The sequence below is a fragment of the Spirosoma radiotolerans genome, from assembly GCF_000974425.1.
Classification (GTDB): domain Bacteria; phylum Bacteroidota; class Bacteroidia; order Cytophagales; family Spirosomataceae; genus Spirosoma; species Spirosoma radiotolerans.
On the sequence record NZ_CP010429.1, the window covers coordinates 6,677,499 to 6,700,249 of the forward strand.

Here is a 22,751-nt window from a genome sequence, read left to right on the forward strand (position 1 = left end):
CAGAGGAGTTGAGAAGGGCAGTTATAACTTGTCTTGGCTAAAGGCGTCGATTTGAGCATACAACTGCGTGATAGGTAGTGTAATGTCGGCAATAGGATAGTCATTAAACAAATGTTTCACCCTGTAAACCTTCTGCACTCCCCAGCCCGATTTTAGAGAAAATGTCTCTAGTTCTCCAACCACAATGATCGGGATGACTAAGCGGTTTAAAATGCTTAAATCTTTGCGTATGGCGTTAATTAGAAGGTTGGTGTCGAATATCATTTACGATTTCTCTCTTCTTCTGTAAAATCAATACCAAATTGAAAAGGCTGTTTTGGTGAAACCGCATCTAAAAAACGCTCAACGCCCCAGCGTTTAATACCTTCAGGCTTATATCCATTTGACCCTTGTTCCCTAATGGTAGCGATATGCTCTAATTTTTGTTCTTTCGTCGTTTCCATCAGCCTTGTCGTTTAAGCATGTAACAAGATTTTACTTCTGGCCGTTACCGACTTATTCCACTTCCTCCTCAATAGGCCGTAGGCGGTTGATGAGTTCTTTCACTTTTGCTACGTCTTTCACTCCGGGTGAGGTTTCGACCTGGCTGTTCACATCCACGCCGTAGAGCTTCATGCCTTTGAGAGCCGCTAATTGGTCGAGGTTGTCCAGGCCAATGCCGCCACTGATGAAAAACGGTTTCTCGTTGTCGTATCGGCTCAGAATGCTCCAGTCAAAAGTATGCCCGTTACCACCGGGTTGGTCGCCTTTGGCATCGAACAGGAAAAAGTCGCACTGGGCTTTGAAGTTGTTCAGCATCGAAAAATTGAACGACTCATCGACCCGAAACGCTTTGATGATGTTGATACCCCGATTGCGCAGGCTCCGGCAATACTCCGGCGTTTCGTTGCCGTGTAACTGCACGTATTGAAAATCATATTTCTTGACAGAACGCAGAATCAAATCCGGGCTCGCGTTGACAAACACACCTACTTTTCGGATGGAGCGGGGCAGTCCTTTCACTACATCAACATCTAACTCTTCGCCAACAAAGCGGGGGGACTGATCGTAAAAGATGAATCCAACAAAGTCAGGGCCAAGGGCGGCAATCTCTTTCAGGTTGTCGGCATCACGCAGACCGCACACTTTGATTTTCATGACTGTACAAGTTAAATTGATAGCGTATTATTGATGGAGTATTGAGTGACTAAGTTAGCCAGCGCTTGTGCCGGATCGTCCGTTTTCATAAACGCTTCGCCAATGAGAAACCCATCAAAACCTGCCCGAAATAGCGTCAGCATGGTTTCGGCATTATGCAAGCCACTTTCGGTAATCTTGGCAAAAGAATCCGGTATCCGTTCCACTAACCGCAGCGACGTATCGATGGAGGTCGTGAAGGTTTTTAAGTCACGGTTATTGACACCTACCAGATCGATGTTGTACGTCAGTGAGCGGTCGAGCTCCTCTTCGTCATGTACTTCGAGCAGTACCTGTAGACTCAAATCATGGGCCTGAAGGCTAAGCTCGGCTACTTCTTCTGGTGTCAGGCAGGCGGCAATGAGCAGAACCAGATCCGCCCCCCAGGCTTTCGCTTCGATCAACTGATACCGATCAATGACAAAGTCTTTACGCAAAATTGGCGTTCCGGGGTTTGCCCGCCGGGCGGCCTGCAAATCAGCGGGGGTTCCACCAAAAAACGGCTCATCAGTCAGAATGGACAGTACGGCGGCACCGGACTTTACATAACCCTGGGTCGTCGTGACTACATCCGCCTGGTCATTGATGATACCTTTGGAGGGAGATTTGCGCTTAAACTCGGCAATGATGCCTGTCGAGTGTAGATCCTGCACCGCATCCCGAGAGGATAAGCATATCCGTTTAAAGTCGGGGAGTTGTTCCAGTACCGACACGGGCGTTTCCGCTTTACGCTGTTCTACTTCAATGCGCTTTTGGGCAATTATTTCGTCGAGAATTGTCATGCTATCAACTTCTTAAAACACGCTAACGCCCGTTTGCTTTCCAACGACTCGCGCGCCATGGCTATGGCTTCTTCGCGGGTTTCGGCCTTCTCAGCAGCCAGAAGTGCCATCGCTGAGTTGGCTAAAACTGCCTGCTTTTGAGCCGTGGTGGATTCGTCATTCAACACGTTCAAAAATATCTGCGCCGATTCATCTAACGTGTGTCCGCCAGCCAGCGATTCGGGTGTCAATATATCTAACCCTAAATGCTCTGGTTCAAGGACTTGCTCGTTCTTATTGCTAATAACCTTGAACGCGCCCGTCAGTGAAATTTCGTCGTACCCATCCAGGGCATGCAGAATCATAAACCGCTTATCGGTTTGCTGATAAAGGTACGCATATAATCGCGCCAATTCAAGATTAAACACGCCAACAAGCTGTTTAGCAGGCTTTGCCGGATTGATCATTGGGCCGAGAACATTGAAAAAAGTCTTCACGCCCAAGTCGCGCCGAATGGGAGCAACGTTTTTCATAGCCGGATGAAACAGGGGCGCATGCAGAAAACAAATGCCCGCCGTATCCATTTTGCGCTGCAACTCGCCAATATCATTAGTAAATTGATAACCAAGTCGTTCCATAACCGTCGACGATCCTACTAGTGATGATACACCATGGTTGCCGTGTTTGGCAACGCACTGACCAGCACCCGCCACTACAAAAGACGACAACGTCGAAATATTGAAGGTGTCTTTTCCATCGCCCCCCGTACCGCAAAGGTCCATTGGGTCGTAGGCAGCCAGATCAACGGGCAGACAAAGTTCGAGCATCGCATCGCGGAAGCCTTCGAGTTCTTCCAGACGCAGACTACGCATCATGTAAACCGTTAGAAACGAGGCAATCTGCGCCGGGTTGTATTCGCCCCGGCCAATACCCAGCAATACCTCCCGCGACTGGTCTTTAGTGAGGTATTTATATTCGAAAAGGTGATTTAGAATGGCTTTCATACAATTTGTTTTCATGTAGGAACGCGACCCTTCGCGTCTCCTGACCGGATGGTTTTAGCTGACGCGAATGAGATTAAGATGCAAAGGGGCGCGTCTCTACGTTAGATGGCTAACCAGTTTTCCAGCATCTTGACGCCATTCTCGGTCAGAACGGATTCGGGATGGAATTGCAGGCCTTTTACGTCAAAGCGAGTGTGAGCCAGTGCCATGACGCGGCCTTGTTCGTCCACGGCCGTCGTGCGTAATTCCGTAGGCATCGAGTCAGGAACGACCGTCCAGGAGTGATACCGGCCAACGGTCAACTCGTCGGGGATGTTGGCGAAAATCAATTCCGACCGATCCACAACGGCGGCTTTGTGGGCTACTCCGTGGAGTACGTCGCCCAGGTTTTCGAGGGTGGCGCCATACACTTCGCCAATGCCCTGATGACCCAGGCAAATGCCCAGTATGCTTTTTGTTGGGCCATACTCACGGACTACATCCTGCATGATGCCCGCTTCGGACGGGATACCCGGCCCCGGCGAAAGCATGATTTTGTCGTATTGCCCAACCGCATCGAGGGCAATTTTGTCATTCCTGACCACATCGGGCCGGTGCCCCAACTCCCGCAGAATATACACGAGGTTGTAGGTGAATGAATCGTAGTTATCTAAGACGAGTAGTTTCATGTTAGTACGTTTTCGGTTTATGGTATTCAGTTTACGGAAGACGGACGATCCAGGTGTCAGCCTATCGAAAATCGAAAAACCATCATATCGTTTTTGCCTGATCAATAGCTGTTCGCAGCGCGGCCAGCTTGTTATGAACTTCCTGTAATTCGCTTTCAACGACCGACTTGGCAACGACACCCGCGCCCGCCTGGTAATAGAGCGTATTGTCTTTGCTCATAAACGTGCGGATCATAATGCAGTGGTTAAACTCGCCATCGAAACCCATATAGCCGATGCTGCCAGCGTAGAAACTACGGCTTATATTTTCGTAGCGATCGATCAACTGCATGGCGTTGTGCTTAGGCGCTCCCGAGAGCGTTCCGGCAGGAAATGTTTCGGCCACGATCTGAAGTGGATCAGCCGTTTCGGTCAGGTCGCCGACAACTTTTGAGACAAGGTGAATGACGTGTGAATAATACTGTACTTCTTTGAACGTCTCAACGTTTACCACATCGCAATTTCGGCTCAAGTCATTGCGGGCGAGATCGACCAGCATCACGTGTTCCGCCGATTCTTTAGGGTCGTCATATAGTTTCTGGGCCAGTTCGGCGTCACGGATATCATCGCCCGTGCGCCGGAAGGTACCCGCAATGGGGTAGATGGTCGCCTGCCGATTCTTGACAACGATCTGCGATTCGGGCGAAGAACCGAACAGTTTATAGTTGCCATAATCGAAGTAGAACAGGTAAGGGGAGGGGTTCAACGAGCGTAAGGCCCGATACACGTTGAACTCGTCACCAACGAAGGGAGTCGAAAACCGGCGCGACAAAACGATCTGAAAAACATCGCCCCGCTGGCAATGGTCTTTCCCCTTTTGTATGACTCCCCGAAACTCATCATCCGTGAAGTTCGATTGCTCTGGCCCCGCCGGACTGAACGAGTACGTCGGGTAATTACGACCTGTAATCAAATCGCTGATGTAGTCCAGTGTGCTGTCGGATTGAGTTTCGCCATCGCGCAGGTAGCTGTGTTCGAACAAGAACAGTTCATCCTTGAAGTGATTGATTGCCAACACGTATCGATAAACGGTAAAAACGGCCGCCGGGATCTGGTTTTCGATGGGTACGGGTGCGTGAAGCGAAATGTCCTCGAAACTCTGCACTGCCTGGTAGCCGAAGTAGCCGAACAAGCCGTTGGTGATGAATGGAAATGGGGCTTTTTCGTGCTGGAAACTGTCTTTAAATTGTTGCAACGCGTCCAGCATAGACTGTTCGTCCAGGCTGCTTGTTTGCTCGTTATCGCCCGGCATTCGGATGGTCAGTAATCTGGACTCATAAGAGAAACTGGCCACCGGATCGAAGGCGATGTACGAAAAGCTATTGTCGTTGCCGTGATAGTCAGAGCTTTCGAGCAAAATACTGTTTAAAAAACGGTCTCGGATTCGGAGGTAAATACTGACCGGCGTGATAATGTCGGCCAGCATCCGTTTGTGTCGGCTGACAACGCGGTAGGTGGTTGGTTGGCTTGTAGTCATTTTCTTGTTAGTCTGACGTTAGTGGGACGGCTCGCGCCGAGGCAAAAAAATAAGGCTCACCGGGATGCGGTGAGCCTTTATATATCTGTTGGTAAACAACAATAGCGGCAACCTCATCCCTTTTGAGAAGAGTGCCACCACCAAATCATGTTGTTAACCGAATTATTCATGTCTTCTAACTTTGTTTCTCTTTCTGAACCTGTGTCGGGGTGGCGGGATTCGAACCCACGACCTCTACGTCCCGAACGTAGCGCGCTACCAGGCTGCGCTACACCCCGCTCTGGGAGCACAAAGATAAAACGTTTGTTTTGTCTTGAACAAGCGTATCTAATTTTTTCTGCATAAATAAAGTTAATTGTTCTGGAATTTCCCAGGGTAGCAAGTGCCCAGCTTTCTCAATGCTATCGAATGAAGCGCTTTTCAGATAAGGCAACACCATTCGATGCTGTACGTCAGGTGGCAATGCCCGATCTTCGGCTCCAACGACAATATGAACCGGGACGCTGATGGTCGCCATGCGGTTCGCTATGTTCTCTTTACTGCCTTTCAGCAACCAGGCATCCCAGGCTGGTTTCGCTGTTCGTAAATCGTCGGCGATGATCTGCTCCCGAACGGCTTCTGAAACGGGCGATTCCGTAATGTTCTTAAGCGTTTGTTCCGCGGCTGCTCGCTGGCCATATCCTTGTAACAATTTTTGCCGTTCGTCGTCCGGAATCGGTTCTGGAACCGGGGGCGATGGCGACACGAGGATCAATGCCTGGAGGCCGTCTGGCTGACGGGCGGCTAATGCGAATGCTACCTTTCCACTCATCGAATGGGCCACCAGGACAAAGTTTTTCAGGTTAAATGTGTTAAGTAACGCTAAAACATCATCCACCATGCCATCGACCGAATAGTCGGACCCAGACGCTGGCGCTTCTGAATCGCCATGCCCACGCAGATCGACTGCCATACAGCGGTATTTTTCGGCCAATTGATCCATAACTGACTGCCACTCAAGAGCTGAGCCACCAAAATAATGCAGGAAGATGAGTGTTGTTGAGCCCTGTCCTTTCTCCAGTACATTGAGATTAACACCGTTAATGTTGTGTATCATTAGACCTGGACTTTTAAGCGGGCGGGACGATCGGTTAGTTCGAGGACTTCGCCGTGGGGGACGATAGTAATTTGACCGAACTCATTAAGTAAGTTCTTGTACGCCTGGGCCACCGGACGCGGCTTGCGGTCGAGGTCATACAGGCCGCATTCGTTAACATGATTGTTTAACTCGCCCAGTTGCGAATCCCAGTCGATTTGGTCGATCAGGCTATACCAGGTAAAGCCTAAAACGGGCACACCATCCCGACGCATTTTCATGACACCGACCCATTGTTTGTTAAGCCATATAGGTGCCTGATCTGCGTCAAAAACGTTGGTTTCTGTGTGCATGACCGGCATCCGGTATCGCTCATAATAGCCCTTGGTGATTTCATACCAGCCCAGCACATCCATCGATATCTGAATGGTACCATCAGCTAGTCGAATGCGCTCGTTCCGGCCATAGTAATCATTGCCCATGACCTGGTAGCCTGGTGGTTTGCCTGTCATAAACCAGTCGTACTCTTTGCGGGTCATGCCATTGTCCAGCAAATACATACCCACCGTAGCCGAGGGTGGATTGGCATACAACAGATCCAGCGACAGAAAGCGTAGTTCATTTTCCAGGGTTATCTGGGGCGACGGTTTTGCGTATAGTTCATGGGTAAACTCGGCACTTTCACTCTGTACAATCACACAATCGTTTCGACGTTTGGCAATTTGCTGATTCGCCATAATGCTGGCGGCTACGCAATGTTTCATGGCCGTAACGAACCCTTTATCGGTTTTAAGCTGCTCGTTCCAGACGCCATCCTTAGCGCTGATTCGGGCGGTCACATAAATCTCGTTGACGGGCGTGTAGAATCGGACCCAAGGATAACGTTCGGCCACAGCTGCGGCATAATCGGCAAAGTGAATCGGTAACTCCGGGTTCTGGAAGTTTTCGATCCAGTCCGGAACGCCGAAGTGCATCAAGTCCAGAATTGGTGTAATGCCCAGGCGCTTAATTTCACCCATGACCTCGTCGGCAAAACTCCAGTCGTATTTGCCTGGTGCTTTGTGTATGCTATAGTAAGGAAGGCCGTAGCGCAGGACGTTTAGTCCCATTTCTTTAACCAATCCCAGATCTTCCCGCCAGCGATCATAGTGACCACATTCGCGGAGTAAATCCCGCCGAACTTTGCCCTTCTGAATAGTTGGATAAGAACACTCGATTCCGGTGGCAAACATGAAATTCGACGGGCTGTTTTCCGGAAGGCCGCTGCCATCATGGCCACCAGCTCCGCCAAATTGATCGCCGTCGTAATTGCCGTCGCCGTACTTTTTTTCGATAATCTTCAGAAAGCTCATAAGTGGTAGAGAACGAAACGTAAATGGCCAGTCCGTTGGAATAGTAAATCAGCCAAAAGGGGAACGTGAGAACCAATCATTGACTGACGCTACTCTGAGCTTTCAGGCCCTCGTGCTTTAAAAATCGGTCGGCTGTCCGAAGGGCCAGTGCCATTATTGTCAGAGCCGGGTTGACGCTCAAGGCACTTGGAAACGTTGAATTGTCACTGATGTATAAGTTCGGAATGTCGAATGATTGCCCATCGGCATTGACAACGGCTATTTCGGGGCTGTTGCCCATTCGGCAGGTGCCAATGACGTGCGCATTTCGCTGAAAAGCCCACACATTTCTGGCGCCCGCAGCGGCCCAGATGTCACGCATGAGTTTGTCGGCATGGGCTGTCATCCGCTTCTCGTTATCGCCGTTGGAGAAGTAGACACGAGGTTTTGGAATGCCTCGGTTGTCTTTCTCCTGCGATAACTCCATGTAGTTATGCGCATGAGGCAGGCAGTCGCCTAGAATATTGATCCCCGCCACATGATTGTAAGCCAGGGCTGCCTGTTTCAAGGCGTTGCCCCACAGACCACGCCCCCGCGCCATTTGGGTCATATATGTAACCGGCATAACACCAATTGACTGAAGCAGATAGCCTCCTGCAAAATCAGCCTGTTTTGGGCGGTGGGTATCTTCTGAAATCAAGGCACCGGGAATGCCCTTGTACGGACGAATATCCTCGTCAAACTCGCCCCAAATTTGCAATCCAGGATGCGCCATCACATTCCGACCGACCTGCCCGCTGCTGTTGGCCAGATCGTTGAGGAGTAAGAGCCGGGCTGTTTCTATGGTGCCTGCACAGAGAAATACATACCGGCAACGCTGGCGTTCTTCCTGGCCGTTGCGGATATATACCACTTCGCTTAGTTTGCCGGATGCGTTTTTAGGTAGTTGCGTTACAAAACACTCCGACCGGATTTCGGCTCCGTACTGAATCGCCAGTGGAATGTATGTGACGTCCATACTAGCTTTGGCACCAATGTTACACCCCGCCTGGCAATAACCCCGATTGGTACAGGCAGGGCGATGACCTACACCTTCCTGATAATAAGGCGCGGATAAGGCGGCATTGGCAGCCGGGGATGTTTTAATTCCCAATTCCTTACAACCCCGTTCCATCAACTGGCCAGCTCCGTTGACGGGCAGTGGCCCAAGGGCATAAGCTCGTTTTCGGGCGGGGCCCCACGGATAAGACGATGGCCCTGAAACACCCAGAAACTGTTCGACCTCCTCATAGTATGGCTCAATCTGATCAAATCCGATTGGCCAGTCTTGCCCGACGCCAAAATCGGTACGTATCCGAAAGTCATCAGGTTGGGCTCGGGGCGTGTAAGCGGTATAATGAAGGGTTGAGCCACCAACACCCGTACCGGAATTATTGCTTCCAAAAGGTAGAGGGTCATTGCCTGCGCTCAGCCGTTCGTCATTCCAGAAGAGCTTTTCCTGGGCTTTTTCGTCGGTGGCAAAATCACGGGCCGGGTTCCAGTGCGTACCAGCTTCGAGAGCAACGACGCGTAAGCCTGCTTTAGCAAGTCGGGCCAGCAGGGGCGCGCCACCTGCTCCCGTGCCAATAATGACTGCGTCAATGGTTTCTGTAGTTGAGTAAGTTTGCATGGTGGTTGAGTCAAAGGACATAGAGCGGGACAATCTTGCCACAACGGTCTTCGAAACCGCTGCTCCAGCCCTTTACCCGATGCGTTTGGGTTCGCGATCTTCCAACTGGTTCAGGCCAATGCGGTGCCAGGCGGGAACATCCGCCATGCCGACATAGCCGATTTCCTCCTGCGCCAGCGGATGACTGTAATAGTTCTCGGTCGCTTCGGTTAGTAGTTCTTCGAAAAACCGATCGGCAGGGAGTTTTTTCCAGGTGTCACCCGGTGCTTCCATCAACTGAACAGCCTTCAGAATAAAGTCCTGTTGTTCAGCCGAAATGTTTCGGAATTCCTGTTGAAATATCAACTGAGCGCTTTCTTCGATACCCATTAAGCCAAGTCTGTAAGCATCTTCGTCCGGGGGCATGGTATCGTAGCGCCAGCCATCGTATTTATGCTCGCTCAATCGCTTATCGATGTTGCTTGCCATATCGATCCAGCCCGAAGGGTTATCCTGCGGAACCAGGCGATTGCAAACGGCTTGGAGTAACGCAAACTCACTGACAGAAAAGAACGTAGGCTGATGCGGGGGCAGTTGCAGGCGCTCAGTTAGCGCCTGCCGTGTGGCATCGGTGACCTGATCGGTATCGAGCAACGCTCGAACCGTGTTCGTTGGGTAGTAGGGGAGCATGGTGGAGTATGTTGGGTAGGGGAGGTGATGTGCAACGTATGATATAGGATGAATGACAGAACATACATCCTATATCATACATCATACATAAAGTATCATCCCAGCTTGCCGCCGGTTACTTCAATGATGCTGCCCGTCATGAAGCTGCCTTCATTGGAGGCTAGTAGTACATAGGCAGGCGCTAACTCTTCGGGTTGGCCGGGACGGGCAAGGGCAACTTCGTGACCAAAGTTTTTGACTTCATCCTCGGGCATTGTCGCTGGAATATTAGGTGTCCAGACAGGCCCGGGTGCCACGCAGTTTACCCGAATGTTTCGTTTGCCTAATTGAATGGCCAGGGATTTAGTGAACGAATGAATGGCCCCTTTGGTGGCGGTATAATCAACCAGAATTGGGTTGCCCACAATACCGACTATACTACCCGTGTTCACAATGGCATCGCCTTCGTGCAAATGCGGCAGAGCGGCCTGAGCCATGAAAAAATAGGCGAGGATATTGGTGTCAAAGGTCCGCCGGAGCTGCTCTTCGGTAATATCTTCCAGTTTTTCCTGCGCCATTTGAAAGGCCGCGTTGTTGACCAGAATGTTCAATTTGCCATAATGGTCCACCGTTTGTTGAACAACATCTTTACAAGCGGTTGAACTCCGAACGTCAGCCTGAATGACTAGACAGGAGCGCCCTTTACTTTCAACAATTCGTTTGGTATACTTCGCGTCGTCGGTATTTTCGTTGTAGACAATAGCGACGTCCGCACCTTCCATCGCAAACGCAATGGCTACCGCTCGTCCGATTCCAGAGTCGGCACCGGTAACGATGGCAATCTTATCGGTGAGTTTGCCGGCTGGTTTGTAGTTAGATAAATTACTGTCGGGAGCCGGGTTCATGTCCGACTGTCGGGCCGGATAGGGGAGTTGCTGACCGGGGATCTCCTCCGATGTTGGGCGAAATTCAGTTGTTTCCATATCGTCGTTGAGCAAATGCCCGTTCAGTCAATTCACTGACCGGGTTAGGCACGTAGAAGAAAACAGCTGTTCAACGCTTTTGTTATCGCTTGCAGAAAGAAGTCACTTTCTCTCAATGGATTTCCCTGATTGTGTCCTCACAGACCAGTTGTCCGGATGGTTTTCCTGACGCGCGTGGTTCGTGAGGACACGGACCACGGAGAACAAGACAGTGTCTTCTTCCCATGATCGGTGTCCTCACGGACCAGTTTTCCGGATGGTTCTGCTGACGCGCAAGTGGTCCGTGAGGACACGGACCACGGGGAAAGGAAAAGCTAAAAATAAATTACTTTAGTGTCAGATTGCCGCTTTTGTTGTACTGGATTTCTTCTTCGGCCAGCATTTGCTTCAGCGTTTGGGCCAGGGTATCGGCGTCAGTTTGAGCAAAATGATACGAGAGCTGCTTAGGTGATACACCGGGGCCATTAGCCAAAGCAACATAATCGCGGACTTGTTCCCGTACGGCTGATGAGGCAGCTTCTGCTTTCTTTTTCTTCTTGATACAGTTATCGCAAATGCCACAGGCCCGGTCTGTTGATGCACCATCAACGCCCGGCTTTTCGCCGAAATAGGCTTGCAAAAGTCGGGTTCGGCACTGGGTTGGGTGTTCGGTGTAAAGAATGGCGGCCTGCACTTTTCGCATCGCCAACTCTTTCCGGCGGTTCAACTCCTGTACATTGACCGGAAGTGAGGGCGCATCGAGCCGAGGTGTCAGAAATGTAAGCTGCGGCTTATCTTTCTGCTTTTCGTAAATGATGACGTTGCGCTGATGCAACTGCTCCAGCAACTCTTCAATTTCGGGCTGATTCAGCAGAAAGGCGCGTGCCAGAGTCGATTCCGAGATAGTGATAAAATCAGTGAATAATTCACCTCCATATAATCGCAGCAGTAATTTAAGGAAAGAATCGAAACGCGGATTCAAGACCTGGAACTCGTATAGCTGTCGATTATCCAGCACAATGGCTAGCCGCGACGGATGGTAATAATTCTCGTTGAGCTGAATGAAGCCTTCCAATTGAAGCTGCTTGAGCGCATAGTGCGTTTCCTGAGGAGGCAGGTTAAACGTACCCGTAAACGAGCCCAGGTCAAAGTCATAACTGGTAAACTCACCACCGCCAATGGGCACGGCCGTATAATTGGCAATGGCCTGATACACCCGGCGCAGCATCTCAACAGGCTGGTAAAGCTGCTCCGTTCGGAACCGCAAACTCTCCAGATCATTGTTGGTATAGAGCATGACGGCGTACGCCTTCTGGCCATCCCGCCCGGCGCGACCCGCTTCCTGGTAATAGGCTTCGAGGGAGTCCGGCACGTCCAGATGCACCACTACCCGAACATCGGGTTTGTCGATGCCCATACCAAACGCATTCGTGGCGACCATCACCCGCGTTCTGTCCTGTATCCAGGCGTCTTGCTTTTCAGCGCGTTGCAGCGTTGTCAGGCCCGCATGGTAAAAGTCAGCCGAAATACCCTGCCGAACGAGCCACTGCGCCATGTTCTGGGTCTGCTTCCGGCTTCGAACGTACACAATGGCACAACCCGGCACATTTTGCAGCACACGAAGCAGCCGGGCATCTTTATTTTCTTCGAGAACCGCCGAGTAAGACAGGTTTGCCCGCGCAAACGATTGCCGGAAAATTTGGGGCTCCCGTAGCGCCAGCTTCTCGACAATGTCCGCCTGCACATCGGGCGTGGCCGAAGCCGTCAGCGCAATAATCGGCGTATCGGGAATAAGTTCGCGAAACTCGGCGATTTGCAGATAGGGCGGCCGGAAATCGTAGCCCCAGGCCGAAATACAGTGCGCTTCATCAACGGCTAACAGGCAGACAACCATCTGCTTAACCCGTTCAATGACGATTTCTGTACGGAGCCGTTCGGGGGAAACGTACAGGAATTTAGTGTTCCCGTAAATGCAGTTATCGAGGGTCGTATCAATCTCGCGGTAGTGCATCCCCGAGTAAATGGCAGCCGCCGGAATGCCCCGCCTGCGCAACTGCTCGACCTGATCTTTCATGAGGGCAATCAGGGGCGTCACAACAATACAAACCCCTTTCATGGCCAGTGTCGGCACCTGAAAGCAGATGGACTTGCCGCCCCCGGTTGGCATCAGGACAAGGGCATCCTGCCGGGCCAATACCGTATCGACCACATCTTCCTGCATGGGCCGAAAGGTGGAGTAACCCCAAAATTGCTGTAAAATCTGCCGGGTGGTCAATGTTCTTATGGTTTACAGTCTACGGCTTTTAGCGATCCGTGGCTACGATGGCCGGTGCATTCTTCTATATAAACCGAATTGCATGCAAATTTATGGCCTTAAATAGACAAATCGGTAGACCAATGTGTTTACGTTTATACGGTTCGTACCCGAATCAATTAGACTAAATCGGGTTGTAAGTCAAAACAAAGTAACACCGGTTGGTTCCCACAAACGACAAACGCTAAAACGATAACCTGTTTATGATTCAAAAAGTAATAAAAACGGATGAAGAGTGGCGGCAGCAGCTGACGCCGGAACAATACCGGGTAGCGCGGGGTAAGGGCACCGAACGGGCCTTCTCGGGCGAGTACTGCGAAGCGCATGACCCCGGCCTTTACGCTTGCGTATGCTGTGGCACAGAGTTATTCGAATCGAAAACCAAGTTTGAATCGGGAACGGGCTGGCCAAGTTTCACCGAGCCCATTGAGCAGGAGCGGATTCGACTGGAAAAGGATAACAGCTACGGCATGTCTCGGGTCGAGGTGCTGTGTAACATCTGTGATGCGCACCTTGGCCACGTCTTCAATGACGGGCCTCCCCCCGGTGGCCTCCGGTATTGCCTGAACTCCGTATCGCTGGTGCTGAAGCGAACCGCCGATTCGGTATAAGATCGGCGTTGGAGTCAATTTGTTTCATATAGTCAGGATTACTCGTATTCGCACAACACCGGGTTTCAGCCCGGTGTCCCATAAATCCTAATATAACAGGCCGTTTATTTCTAAACGGCCTGTTGTGTATTGTCCGTTGCCGATTAGTAGTGAACTTTGCAGAGTTAGACGACATGAGAGCTGCTGAACCGAAACGCGATACGCTTATATGAAGTATGGGTATGTGCTCCGATTGATCATTATGATCGGACTACTGTGCGCCAACAGGGTATTGGCACAGAAAAACAATGGGTTTCAACCCAGTAACGCGTTGACAAAACCCGTTAGCCTGACTATACCCGGTACTAAGTGTACGTACTATTCAACAGGGTACGACGCGATATCGCGTATACCGGCACCGAGTGATTTCCTGAATCGAAAAAGCCCTAACGGGCGCTCAACGGCTCCTACGGCTCAGTTTATTGTTACCTACAACAGCAGCTTCACGGCTGATGCTAAACGAGCCTTTCAGTATGCCGTCGACATCTGGTCGACACTGATCGTTTCGCCGGTACCCATTCGGATACAGGCCAACTGGGTATCTGGGGAGCCAAACGTACTTGGATCGGCGGGACCGGCTTCGTATCGGTATAGCTTCGATGGGGCACAAAAAGCCAGAGCCTTTTATCCAATTGCGCTAGCCGAAAAAATTGCCCGTCGCGAATTGAACAGCCCTGCCGACGCCGACATTGTGGCTGACTTTAATCGAAATAACGATTGGTATTATGGCACCGATGGAAAAACGCCCAGCGGACAGGCCGATCTGGTTACGGCCGTTTTGCATGAACTAGCACACGGACTCGGCTTTATTGGCTTCTTTAACGTCGAAAGCGGCAAGGGTGATCAGGGCAATGGACAATACCTGGCCGATTTGCCATCGATTTACGATCACTTTATCGAAAATGGGCAGCGGAAGCGATTAGTGACGTCGCAAACCGAGTACCCGAATAACTCAATCCTACTGAACCGGCAACTTACGGGAAATGACCTGTTTCTGAATGGCGCGATTCTGAAGCAGACATCCTTGCAAAAGCTGCGGTTACAGGCAAAAGCAACGTTTGACCGGGCGTCGAGTATTTACCACCTCGATGACGATACCTATCCGAAAGGAGACATCAATTCATTAATGAGCGCATTTCTGGGCCGGGCTGAGTCCATTCACTCACCGGGGTATATGGTGCTTGCGTTATTCTCGGATATGGAATGGAAAACGACGTCGGTGCTCCATGAGCCCGTGTTGAATTCAGAAGATGTGAAAGACTTTGTATTCAGTGTTCGAGTCATCAGTGACACCAATCTGGTGGCTAACTCCGTTCGGTTGTTTTACCGTAAAACGGCTCCTACCGCCAGCGATTCGACGGCAACGGCGGTAGCGCCCGCGCGGATTGGCACGACGGATATGTACCAGTACACGCTGCCAAGTGCGCAGGCCCAGGGCGATATCTGGTATTATTTTCAGGCGCAGGATGCCACCGGGCGTACATTTTCAAACCCCGGTAAACTCTCAAACGGCGCACAAACCTGGCATCATGTCCGCGTTGGCCCCGACAACACACCGCCGATTGTGCAGTATAGTCCAGCGAAGAATGTCGTTTTCTCCACAACCGTGGTGGATAGTCTGCCCATTTACGCCCGTATTGCCGATGATCGGAGCGGTATCAGCGCGGCTTATGTCGAGTACCAGATCAATGGCGTTGCCCAGCCAAATCTCCCATTGCGCTATAGCCGTCAGACCATTGCGAACATCACATACGATAGCCTATACACCAGCCGGATCAACTTTCCGGTCAACTCGCTAAAGGCGGGCGACAAGATTACTTACCGCATTGTAGCCAGAGATTCGGCAAGAGCGAAAAATCAGACCATTAGCCCCGCGACGGGATTTTATGAACTCCGGGTAGTATCTCCCCTGGCAGTCCGTGACCAATACATCAACACCTTCGATAATGCCGCTACGACGACCGATTTTGTGGGTTACGGCTTCAGTCTGGCAACTCCGGCCGAGTTTGGTAATCCGGCCATTCATTCCGAGCACCCGTATCGCAACGGCACTGATTTTCAAAGTCAAAGTAGCTATGAATACGTATTGCTGTCGCCCATTCGGATTAAAGCGAACCCGGATAGTGCGGTTATGCGCTTCGATGAAATTGTGCTGGTCGAACCGGGGAGTGTAGGAAGTCGTCTAGGTGATAAAAATTTCTTTGATTACGTCGTTGTGGAAGGATCCAGCGATAATGGATCGACCTGGCGGCCACTGCTGGATGCGTACAGCTCGGCAGACAATCCCGATTGGCTAAAGGCATACACGATTGGTTCCGTACTCAGTCCGGTCGGTGAGCAAAACTCAGCAACGGTAGGCGTTCCGGCCTTATATCGCCACCGCGATATACCCCTTCTGAGCCAGAAAAGCCTGTTTCGGGCGGGCGACCAAATTTTAATCCGCTTCCGGTTGCTGGCAGATCAACTGTCTCATGGCTGGGGTTGGGCCATCGATAACCTTCGTATTCAGGCACCAGCCGCGCCACTCGTTCTGGCCAATGAACCAGCGACGGTAGGTACATTCCAGCTTTACCCAAACCCGGTTACCAGCGGGATCGTGCAATTAAAGGCTGATCTGGTGACGCCGGTTCCCAACATTCAACTGCGTATTGCCGGAACCGGTGGCCTGCTACTGCACCAACAGACAATGCAGGTTAAAAACAAGACGGTGAACGAGCAACTCGACCTCAGCCAACTGCCCTCGGGCTTGTATTTCCTTCATCTGTCTGTTGGTGACTCCGTGCTGACAAGAAAAGTCATTATCACAAAGTAAGACAGGCCTTTAGGCATAACATCGGATTTCCATCAGAGAAGCCGGGGTAAAAGCGCCCTCTCCAAAGCTACGCTTGCTTTTCAAGTGAATGGTTAAACTGGTCGTTTCTATGGGTTGCTCAAACCGAATGGTGCGGTTGCTCAGGTAGTTGTTGGTCTGGTGAAAAATGCGCTCCTGGCTGTCACTGCATAATTCGTATTCGTCCACACAAAATGGCGAAACGGTTTCCGGATGAATCATGATAACGGTTTCGAGCGGGTGGTCGAAATCGGTATCAAAACGGAGTTCAACCCGACTGATTCGTTGCTTATTCGGCCAGGATAGGGTTAGCGTTGGATTTGGATCGTCGGCAGCTGCCACCCAGGCATTGGGTTGGCTGGTTGGACGCTGACTTCCATTTCGGCTGTTTTCAGCGCCGAACAGGCGAATGCCTCCCTTGATGGTCAACGCAATATTCTGCCCCGCTGGTCTGCGTTCGGGGCACCAGAACTCGAACGTATCGACGCCAATATCGTCTGTTGGCTCCTGCTTGCCGTAATTCGAAACGGCCGGGTTGATTTTGTTAAACACCGACAAAACGCCCGTCACGCGTAACTGGCTGTATTGCAACTGGACGTGTTCGTTCTTCATGAACATAACGAACACATAACCGGGCTCATCCATCCGGCTGGTAAAGGGCAGGTCGATGGTCTGCTTGCCCTTTACCAGCGGAATTGTCAACGTCTCAAGCGTTACATCGGGCGTATGATTCAATGGTTTACTGCTTCGGCGAAGGTCAACCGTCAACGTTGTTGCCTGATCGGCTGTGACGATGGCGGTCATTTGGGGAATTATACCCGCCGGCAGGGGCAGCATCTGGGCCGCCGAATGAGTCAGCGGTTGCAAGGGTCCGTCCGGGGGAAGTTCGTTCAGGCTAAATTCGCTGGAAGCAGACAGGCTGGCATTCTGAGCGAGGTCGTCCGGGTCGCGAAGCGAAAGGCCGGGAATGTGCTGGCCGGTTTTGAGCAGTTCTTGCTGCAAGTTCTGAATTTGGGCCGGTTCGGTCAGGTCGCGGGGGCGCAGCCCATTTTGGGTGCATAGGGCAGCGGCCATACCCACGGCCTGCCCAACGTGCGCACCCGTGGCCATCACCCGCGACGAGCCGAAGGCAACGTGGGAGGCACTGATGATGCGTCCGGCCAGAAACAGATTCGTAATGTTTCGGCTGTACAGGCAGCGAAAGGGAATCTGGTACATGCCCTTGCTGTGCCACTGGTTACAACCCGGCTTCTCTGAAAAAATGCCATCGGCCGGATGCAAGTCAATGGACCAACCACCAAAGGCAACGGCATCGGCGTGCGTTCGCTGTTCCACGACGTCCTGCTGCGTGAGCATGTAATCGCCCTCGAATCGGCGACTTTCGCGTTTGCCGGGAATTTGCCCAACCCATTCCAGCGTCATCGTCTCGGCTTCGGGAAATTGGCCGGAGTTTTTGATGTAATTCCAGACGCCGTATACCACTTTCCAGAGTTCCCATTTAATGGCTTCGGTATCGTGAACCGTATCGAGCCGACCGCCGTACTCGATCCACCACAACTGACAGCCATATTCTTGTGCGTTAAAGCGTTTGTAGCGCGGAATTTTGGTGATGTCGTCCAAGGCATAAGCCGGTGGCACGAAGCGAACCGGCCGGCCAGTGTTCTTGGTGTAGAAGTAGAGCGAGTGCCCTAGCAATTCGCCGTATTCGGCCGTTGGCGCAAACTTTTCGCCGAATTCTTCCCGGCTTTCGGCGCCCATTCGAAAGGCGGCACCCGCCTGAAAACCGACAAGGCCATCGCCTGAAGCATCGCAGAAAAGCGGGGCTACCAGTTCATACTGAGTACTGTTCTGACTGCAAAAGGCTTTCAATCCGCTAATCGTATCGGCGTCAGATTTTTCGACTTCATATACTGCCGTATTGAGTAAAAGCTTGATGTTCGGCTCCAAAACCACTTTTTCCAGCAAAATGGTATCAAAAATCAACGGATTGCCTTCCGGGTTTCGGTAGAGGTTTTCGAGCAGTAACTCATCGATAACGCCCCCTTCCCGCGCCCAGCGGTTGTTGTTGCCCATGTGCGAGGTAGCGCCCAGCACCCATAGCCGTACTTCGGACGACGAGTTTCCGCCCAATACCGGGCGATCCTGCACCAGCAAAACCTGAATGCCCGCCCGGGCCGCAGTGATGGCGCAGCAAACGCCCGACAACCCGCCACCAACCACAATCAGATCGGCCTCGTGTCGAACGGTTTTTGAAGTTCGTTTATCGGTTGCTTGTTCGCGTATCATTCGTTGAGTCAATAGTTTGGGTAAGAATTGAAAAACCGGTTGGTTTGATGATCTCAACAGTGATCGTTTTGTCGAAACCCCGCACCGGAAAGCTGATGTTGGCACTTTGGCCTGGTTGCAGATCAGAAATCGGCAACGTTGTGTTGTCTGTTCTTAGCTGATACTTTTTGATAGCATAGGCCGGAAAATCATTCCGGGCCGTCACACGTAGGGTCACCGTATGAACACCTGCCTTTCCCGTAGTCCAGCTCACCTTTTCGACGGTGACGGGTGCCATGCCCGTTTGGTGAGCTTTGTACAGGGGGCGTTTCGAGCGATCGCCCCGAACCAGTCCCCACGGGCGGGTGCCGTCCGGGTTTGTGCCGTCATGCCGACTCAGGTAGTCATTAAACGACCACCAGGAAGCGCCCACTACGTAGGGCAACGGCCGAATGTCGGCCAGAAACTTGTCGATATGCGTAACCTGACCCGCTTCGCTATCCTTCCCATCGGCCCGCGTGCCGTATTCGCTGATGAAGATTGGCTTGTCGGGATAAAGCGAATGGATGTGTTTCAGCACATTCACGTGGTTGCCGTAGGTGTTGGTCGAAACGAAATCGCAGTACTGACTCGCTTCGTCTTCGGGCTTTTTGGGTAGCGTATTGAGCCGCATGGACGCGAAGGTATACAGCCGGGTTGGGTCAAGTTCGCGGGCGTAGGCAATCATATCCTTCGTCCATCGCTGACCCGCTGGTTGTTCCGACAGATACTCATTGCCAACACTATAGGCAATTACGCAGGGGTGATTCCAGTCGCGTTCGGCCATCTCGCGAAACTGCTGCCGGAACTTGGTGCGCATGGTATCATTGTCCATCTGCCGGGGTGTAAGCTGCCAGTTGCCTGCTTCGCTGATGATGAGCATCCCGTTGCGATCGGCCCAGTCGTAAATGGTTTCGGAGGGCGTATAGTGGGTGAGCCGATGCAGTTCCATACCCGCTTCTTTCATTAGCCGCATATCTTTTTCGACCAGCCAGTCGGGTTCGAGCGAGCCTAAGCCAGTGTAATCGACTACGCGGTTCCCGCCCGCCACTTTGATCGGCTGCCCGTTCAGTAGCAACTGCGCGTTTCGAACCTCTACTTTCCGAATGCCGAAATGAGACCGAACGGTGTCATTACCAACAATCACCTGCATGTCATATAAGGTTGGCTGGTCTACGCTCCACAGCTTGACATCGGCGGCTTTTAACACCGTTTCGGCTTCCAGCATCGCTGTCTGGTTAGTTGTAACGGTGCCAGCCGGTTGTTTCCAGGTCAGGCTGATGGGCTTGCCATTTTGCTCCACCCGAAACGAGAGTTTGGGTGTAATGGCTTGCTTGCCCGCATTCCGAACGCGGGTTCTGATTTTTAGTGATGAGGTACCTTTCGCTAAGTCCGGGGTTGCTTCGACCTTGACATTCTCCACATATACCTCCGGTTCGACGGTCAGATAAACGGGTCGGATGAGACCGCCGTAGTTTATCCAGCCCGGGAAGGATTCAGGAAGGTTGTTGTCTTTGGCGCCCGGTATGGTCGTCGTTTTCCATGTATTATTATTTACCGAGATCGCGATGTGGTTTAGCGCACCATTGGCCGGATCGGTTTTTAAATACTCAGTAATGTCGAAGTGAAACGGCGTGTAGCCACCTTCGTGTGTGCCAACTTTCTGATTATTTATCCAGACCGATGTTTCGTAATAAGCCGCATCGAAATGAAGGATAACCCGTTTCCCAGGGCTTACCTGGAAAGGAAACGTCCGGCGATACCAGGCGGTACCGGTGTAAAACTGGTAGCGCGGATCGACGGAGAAACAGTGCGGCACCGTCACTTTGTCCCACCGATTCAGGGAGGCATCTTCCTGATACCATTTGCCCCGCTCACCCGCATCTACCGGATCGAGGGCAAACCGCCATTCACCGTGCAGGGGAATCGCATCGGGATCTCGAATCGTGTATTGAGCGAAACCAGAAAGCGTCAGACCTGTGTAAACGAATAGACTTAATAACCAGCGTACTTGTATCATTGAAATTTCTTTAAGGCTTGTTTTACTGTAAATCATACCTTTTTGGCAATTCTGAATACCTTGACAATGTCGGGTGGACTATAGGTTCGTATTGATGAGTTTCTCGATTTGTTGCGGGTCTGAGGGTAGCTGGACCTGCTGAGCAGCCCGCCATGGAATCAGCGCAAGTACCAGAACCACCCCCGAAATCACGGCGGTTATTCCCGCGCCTTCTGTCGTCAGGAAACTCAGGCCACACAGCATCAGCGCGGTAAAGGCTAGAGAGCCTGCAATGACCCGCAAGCCGAAACGATTCTGTTTTCGTATGGCCAGTGTTTCTTCGGGCGATTCGGCCCGCGCATCGTCCCGTTTTTGCTGGCGGGCCATCAGGTACTGGTAATACTCCTGAGCGACGCTTTCTTTCGATCTTGCCCATAGCTCATAACCAAGTAGTAACAGAAACGGCAGGCCAACGCCAATCATGGTTTCTTCGGCTCGGGTTAATTTTACCCCCAGTAATAGAGGAGCCAGGATTTTGAAGAATAGGTTGGCACTCAAGCTAATGCCGGTGATCCAGAGTGTAGCCCGGCTGGTCAGGCGTTTCGAGAACAGTGCCCAAAGGGGAGGAGCCAGCAAAGGTCCGCCCGAAATAGACGAAATACTCAGAACGACCTCCACAATGCCCCCTGCCGCCGGAACCATCAGGGCAATGCCAATCATGCCCAGCCCGAACAGCCAGGACGAACCCCGTGCTACCCGAATCAACTGGGTGTCCGAAGCAGTTGGGTTAATGAGGCCTTTGTAGATATCGTTGGTAAAGACGGCCGAAACAACGTTTAGGGCGGTATTGGCACTCGCCGACGTAGAAAAGTACATGCCCGTCAGCATGAGCCCCAGCAAGCCCGGTGGCAAAACGAGTTTGCAGATCATCAAGTACGCATTCTCGGTATCCAGGCCGGTTAGCGATGGGTTGATGACTTTGTAGATCATGGGTGGCAGCATCCAGATAACCGGACTGATCAGGTATAGTCCGGCAAACAGAAAAGCCACCTTTTTCGCCGACTTCGGACTGTCGACGCTGGTGTATCGCTGGACGAACGTCCAGTTGCCGCCAATGTAACAGATGTGATAGATCACAAAAGCGGCTACGAATCCGAAGGTGTATTCGCCGTTAAGGAGGTTGAAAAAATCATCCGGCACGGCTTTGACGAATCCGTCGAAACCACCCACCCGATCCAGCGACAACGGCAGGAGAATAAACACGGCGGCCGACAGCACGACGAACTGTAAGATATCCGTAACCATTACGGCCCAGAGTCCGCCAACAGCGGTGTAGGCGATCATAAAAAAGCCCAAACCGATAGTACAGGGAACCAGCGGTAAGTTGAGCGAAACGCTCACCAGCTTGGCTACCGGATACAAAACAGACCCTTTGATGAACAGCGACACCAGTGTAAAAATGAAGATGTACACCTTTTGCACTGTTGCGCCCAGCCGTTCGCGGATAAACTCGGCAGCTGTGAGTGCACCCGTTTGTTTCCAGCGCGGGGCCAGATACAGACCCGTTACCAGCGCACCGATGCACATGGTCCACTGGATGGTGATGGCGACCCAACCGTGTTTGTAGGCAATGGATCCCCAGGCAACGAACGTTCCCGCCGAGAAGAAACTCATAAAAAGTGACAGCCCGCCAATGAACCACGGCACAGCTTCACCGCCCGCAAAAAAGGATTTCAGGTTCCGGCCCGTCCGGGCAAAGAGCATCCCGATCGTCAGGACAAAAGCCGAAAAAATGACAATGACGGCTGTATCGATGGTTGTGTTCAAGTTCGTATAGCTTGGTT

General features: G+C 51.7%; 17 protein-coding genes and 1 tRNA gene. 2 read left to right on the forward strand and 16 right to left on the reverse strand.

Features of this window, described 5'->3' with window-relative positions; all coding sequences use genetic code 11:
- Positions 1-260 precede the first annotated feature (260 nt).
- The 13 genes from SD10_RS27250 to SD10_RS27310 form a co-directional block, all read right to left on the reverse strand.
- The gene (locus tag SD10_RS27250) at positions 261-443 is read right to left on the reverse strand and encodes a hypothetical protein (RefSeq protein ID WP_046578458.1); all 183 of its coding nucleotides are present in this window, start codon (positions 441-443) and stop codon (positions 261-263) included.
- A gap of 52 nt (positions 444-495) precedes the next feature.
- Positions 496-1,137: a phosphoribosylanthranilate isomerase gene (locus SD10_RS27255; protein WP_046578460.1), complete on the reverse strand. Its 642-nt coding sequence runs from the start codon at positions 1,135-1,137 to the stop codon at positions 496-498.
- 11 nt (positions 1,138-1,148) lie between these two features.
- A complete protein-coding gene (gene trpC, locus SD10_RS27260; protein ID WP_046578462.1) occupies positions 1,149-1,958 on the reverse strand; it encodes an indole-3-glycerol phosphate synthase TrpC in 810 nt (269 codons plus the stop codon).
- Positions 1,955-2,941: an anthranilate phosphoribosyltransferase gene (gene trpD, locus SD10_RS27265; RefSeq protein ID WP_046580223.1), complete on the reverse strand. Its 987-nt coding sequence runs from the start codon at positions 2,939-2,941 to the stop codon at positions 1,955-1,957. Before trpD ends, trpC begins: the two co-directional genes overlap by 4 nt.
- A gap of 101 nt (positions 2,942-3,042) precedes the next feature.
- Complete coding sequence (locus tag SD10_RS27270; protein WP_046578464.1) at positions 3,043-3,609, reverse strand: anthranilate synthase component II; 567 nt, start codon at positions 3,607-3,609, stop codon at positions 3,043-3,045.
- 82 nt (positions 3,610-3,691) lie between these two features.
- Positions 3,692-5,125 (reverse strand): anthranilate synthase component I family protein, encoded by a 1,434-nt coding sequence (locus SD10_RS27275; RefSeq protein ID WP_046578466.1) that lies wholly within the window; start codon positions 5,123-5,125, stop codon positions 3,692-3,694.
- 204 nt (positions 5,126-5,329) lie between these two features.
- Positions 5,330-5,403, reverse strand: a tRNA-Pro gene (locus SD10_RS27280).
- Positions 5,394-6,221, reverse strand: a complete 828-nt coding sequence (locus SD10_RS27285) for an alpha/beta fold hydrolase (protein ID WP_046580225.1) — start codon at positions 6,219-6,221, stop codon at positions 5,394-5,396. The genes SD10_RS27280 and SD10_RS27285 overlap by 10 nt, the downstream gene beginning before the upstream one ends.
- Entirely contained in the window at positions 6,221-7,552 is a 1,332-nt protein-coding gene (locus SD10_RS27290; protein ID WP_046578467.1) for a family 1 glycosylhydrolase, read from the reverse strand. Before SD10_RS27290 ends, SD10_RS27285 begins: the two co-directional genes overlap by 1 nt.
- 76 nt (positions 7,553-7,628) lie before the next feature.
- Positions 7,629-9,200, reverse strand: coding sequence for a GMC family oxidoreductase (locus SD10_RS27295; RefSeq protein WP_046578469.1), 1,572 nt, complete (start codon positions 9,198-9,200; stop codon positions 7,629-7,631).
- Positions 9,201-9,272: 72 nt separating this feature from the next.
- On the reverse strand, positions 9,273-9,869 hold the full coding sequence (locus SD10_RS27300) for a gluconate 2-dehydrogenase subunit 3 family protein (RefSeq protein WP_046578471.1): 597 nt from the start codon (positions 9,867-9,869) through the stop codon (positions 9,273-9,275).
- Between the two features lie 95 nt (positions 9,870-9,964).
- Positions 9,965-10,831 carry a glucose 1-dehydrogenase gene (locus SD10_RS27305; protein WP_046578473.1) on the reverse strand — a complete coding sequence of 289 codons (867 nt, stop codon included), beginning with the start codon at positions 10,829-10,831 and terminating at the stop codon, positions 9,965-9,967.
- A 325-nt stretch (positions 10,832-11,156) separates the two neighbouring features.
- Entirely contained in the window at positions 11,157-13,031 is a 1,875-nt protein-coding gene (locus SD10_RS27310; RefSeq protein WP_046580228.1) for a RecQ family ATP-dependent DNA helicase, read from the reverse strand.
- A gap of 296 nt (positions 13,032-13,327) precedes the next feature.
- On the opposite strand from SD10_RS27310, the gene msrB reads away from it, so the two are divergent.
- Both msrB and SD10_RS27320 read left to right on the forward strand, forming a co-directional pair.
- Positions 13,328-13,735, forward strand: a complete 408-nt coding sequence (gene msrB / locus SD10_RS27315) for a peptide-methionine (R)-S-oxide reductase MsrB (protein ID WP_046578475.1) — start codon at positions 13,328-13,330, stop codon at positions 13,733-13,735.
- A 208-nt stretch (positions 13,736-13,943) separates the two neighbouring features.
- Positions 13,944-16,586 carry a T9SS type A sorting domain-containing protein gene (locus SD10_RS27320; protein WP_046578477.1) on the forward strand — a complete coding sequence of 881 codons (2,643 nt, stop codon included), beginning with the start codon at positions 13,944-13,946 and terminating at the stop codon, positions 16,584-16,586.
- A 9-nt stretch (positions 16,587-16,595) separates the two neighbouring features.
- Here SD10_RS27320 and SD10_RS27325 read toward each other — a convergent pair whose 3' ends face one another.
- From SD10_RS27325 to SD10_RS27335, 3 genes are all read right to left on the reverse strand, one after another.
- A complete protein-coding gene (locus tag SD10_RS27325) occupies positions 16,596-18,890 on the reverse strand; it encodes an FAD-dependent oxidoreductase (protein ID WP_046578479.1) in 2,295 nt (764 codons plus the stop codon).
- The gene (locus tag SD10_RS27330; protein WP_052731362.1) at positions 18,865-20,928 is read right to left on the reverse strand and encodes a glycoside hydrolase family 2 protein; all 2,064 of its coding nucleotides are present in this window, start codon (positions 20,926-20,928) and stop codon (positions 18,865-18,867) included. The genes SD10_RS27325 and SD10_RS27330 overlap by 26 nt, the downstream gene beginning before the upstream one ends.
- A gap of 78 nt (positions 20,929-21,006) precedes the next feature.
- Entirely contained in the window at positions 21,007-22,734 is a 1,728-nt protein-coding gene (locus tag SD10_RS27335; protein ID WP_046578481.1) for a sodium:solute symporter family protein, read from the reverse strand.
- Positions 22,735-22,751 lie beyond the last annotated feature (17 nt).

Coding starts and splice junctions, on each gene's coding strand:
- SD10_RS27250 (WP_046578458.1), bottom strand. CDS start 443: ATGGAAACGACGAAAGAACAAAAATTAGAGCATATCGCTACCATTAGG.
- SD10_RS27255 (WP_046578460.1), bottom strand. CDS start 1,137: ATGAAAATCAAAGTGTGCGGTCTGCGTGATGCCGACAACCTGAAAGAG.
- trpC (WP_046578462.1), bottom strand. CDS start 1,958: ATGACAATTCTCGACGAAATAATTGCCCAAAAGCGCATTGAAGTAGAA.
- trpD (WP_046580223.1), bottom strand. CDS start 2,941: ATGAAAGCCATTCTAAATCACCTTTTCGAATATAAATACCTCACTAAA.
- SD10_RS27270 (WP_046578464.1), bottom strand. CDS start 3,609: ATGAAACTACTCGTCTTAGATAACTACGATTCATTCACCTACAACCTC.
- SD10_RS27275 (WP_046578466.1), bottom strand. CDS start 5,125: ATGACTACAAGCCAACCAACCACCTACCGCGTTGTCAGCCGACACAAA.
- SD10_RS27285 (WP_046580225.1), bottom strand. CDS start 6,221: ATGATACACAACATTAACGGTGTTAATCTCAATGTACTGGAGAAAGGA.
- SD10_RS27290 (WP_046578467.1), bottom strand. CDS start 7,552: ATGAGCTTTCTGAAGATTATCGAAAAAAAGTACGGCGACGGCAATTAC.
- SD10_RS27295 (WP_046578469.1), bottom strand. CDS start 9,200: ATGCAAACTTACTCAACTACAGAAACCATTGACGCAGTCATTATTGGC.
- SD10_RS27300 (WP_046578471.1), bottom strand. CDS start 9,869: ATGCTCCCCTACTACCCAACGAACACGGTTCGAGCGTTGCTCGATACC.
- SD10_RS27305 (WP_046578473.1), bottom strand. CDS start 10,831: ATGGAAACAACTGAATTTCGCCCAACATCGGAGGAGATCCCCGGTCAG.
- SD10_RS27310 (WP_046580228.1), bottom strand. CDS start 13,031: ATGCAGGAAGATGTGGTCGATACGGTATTGGCCCGGCAGGATGCCCTT.
- msrB (WP_046578475.1), top strand. CDS start 13,328: ATGATTCAAAAAGTAATAAAAACGGATGAAGAGTGGCGGCAGCAGCTG.
- SD10_RS27320 (WP_046578477.1), top strand. CDS start 13,944: ATGAAGTATGGGTATGTGCTCCGATTGATCATTATGATCGGACTACTG.
- SD10_RS27325 (WP_046578479.1), bottom strand. CDS start 18,890: ATGATACGCGAACAAGCAACCGATAAACGAACTTCAAAAACCGTTCGA.
- SD10_RS27330 (WP_052731362.1), bottom strand. CDS start 20,928: ATGATACAAGTACGCTGGTTATTAAGTCTATTCGTTTACACAGGTCTG.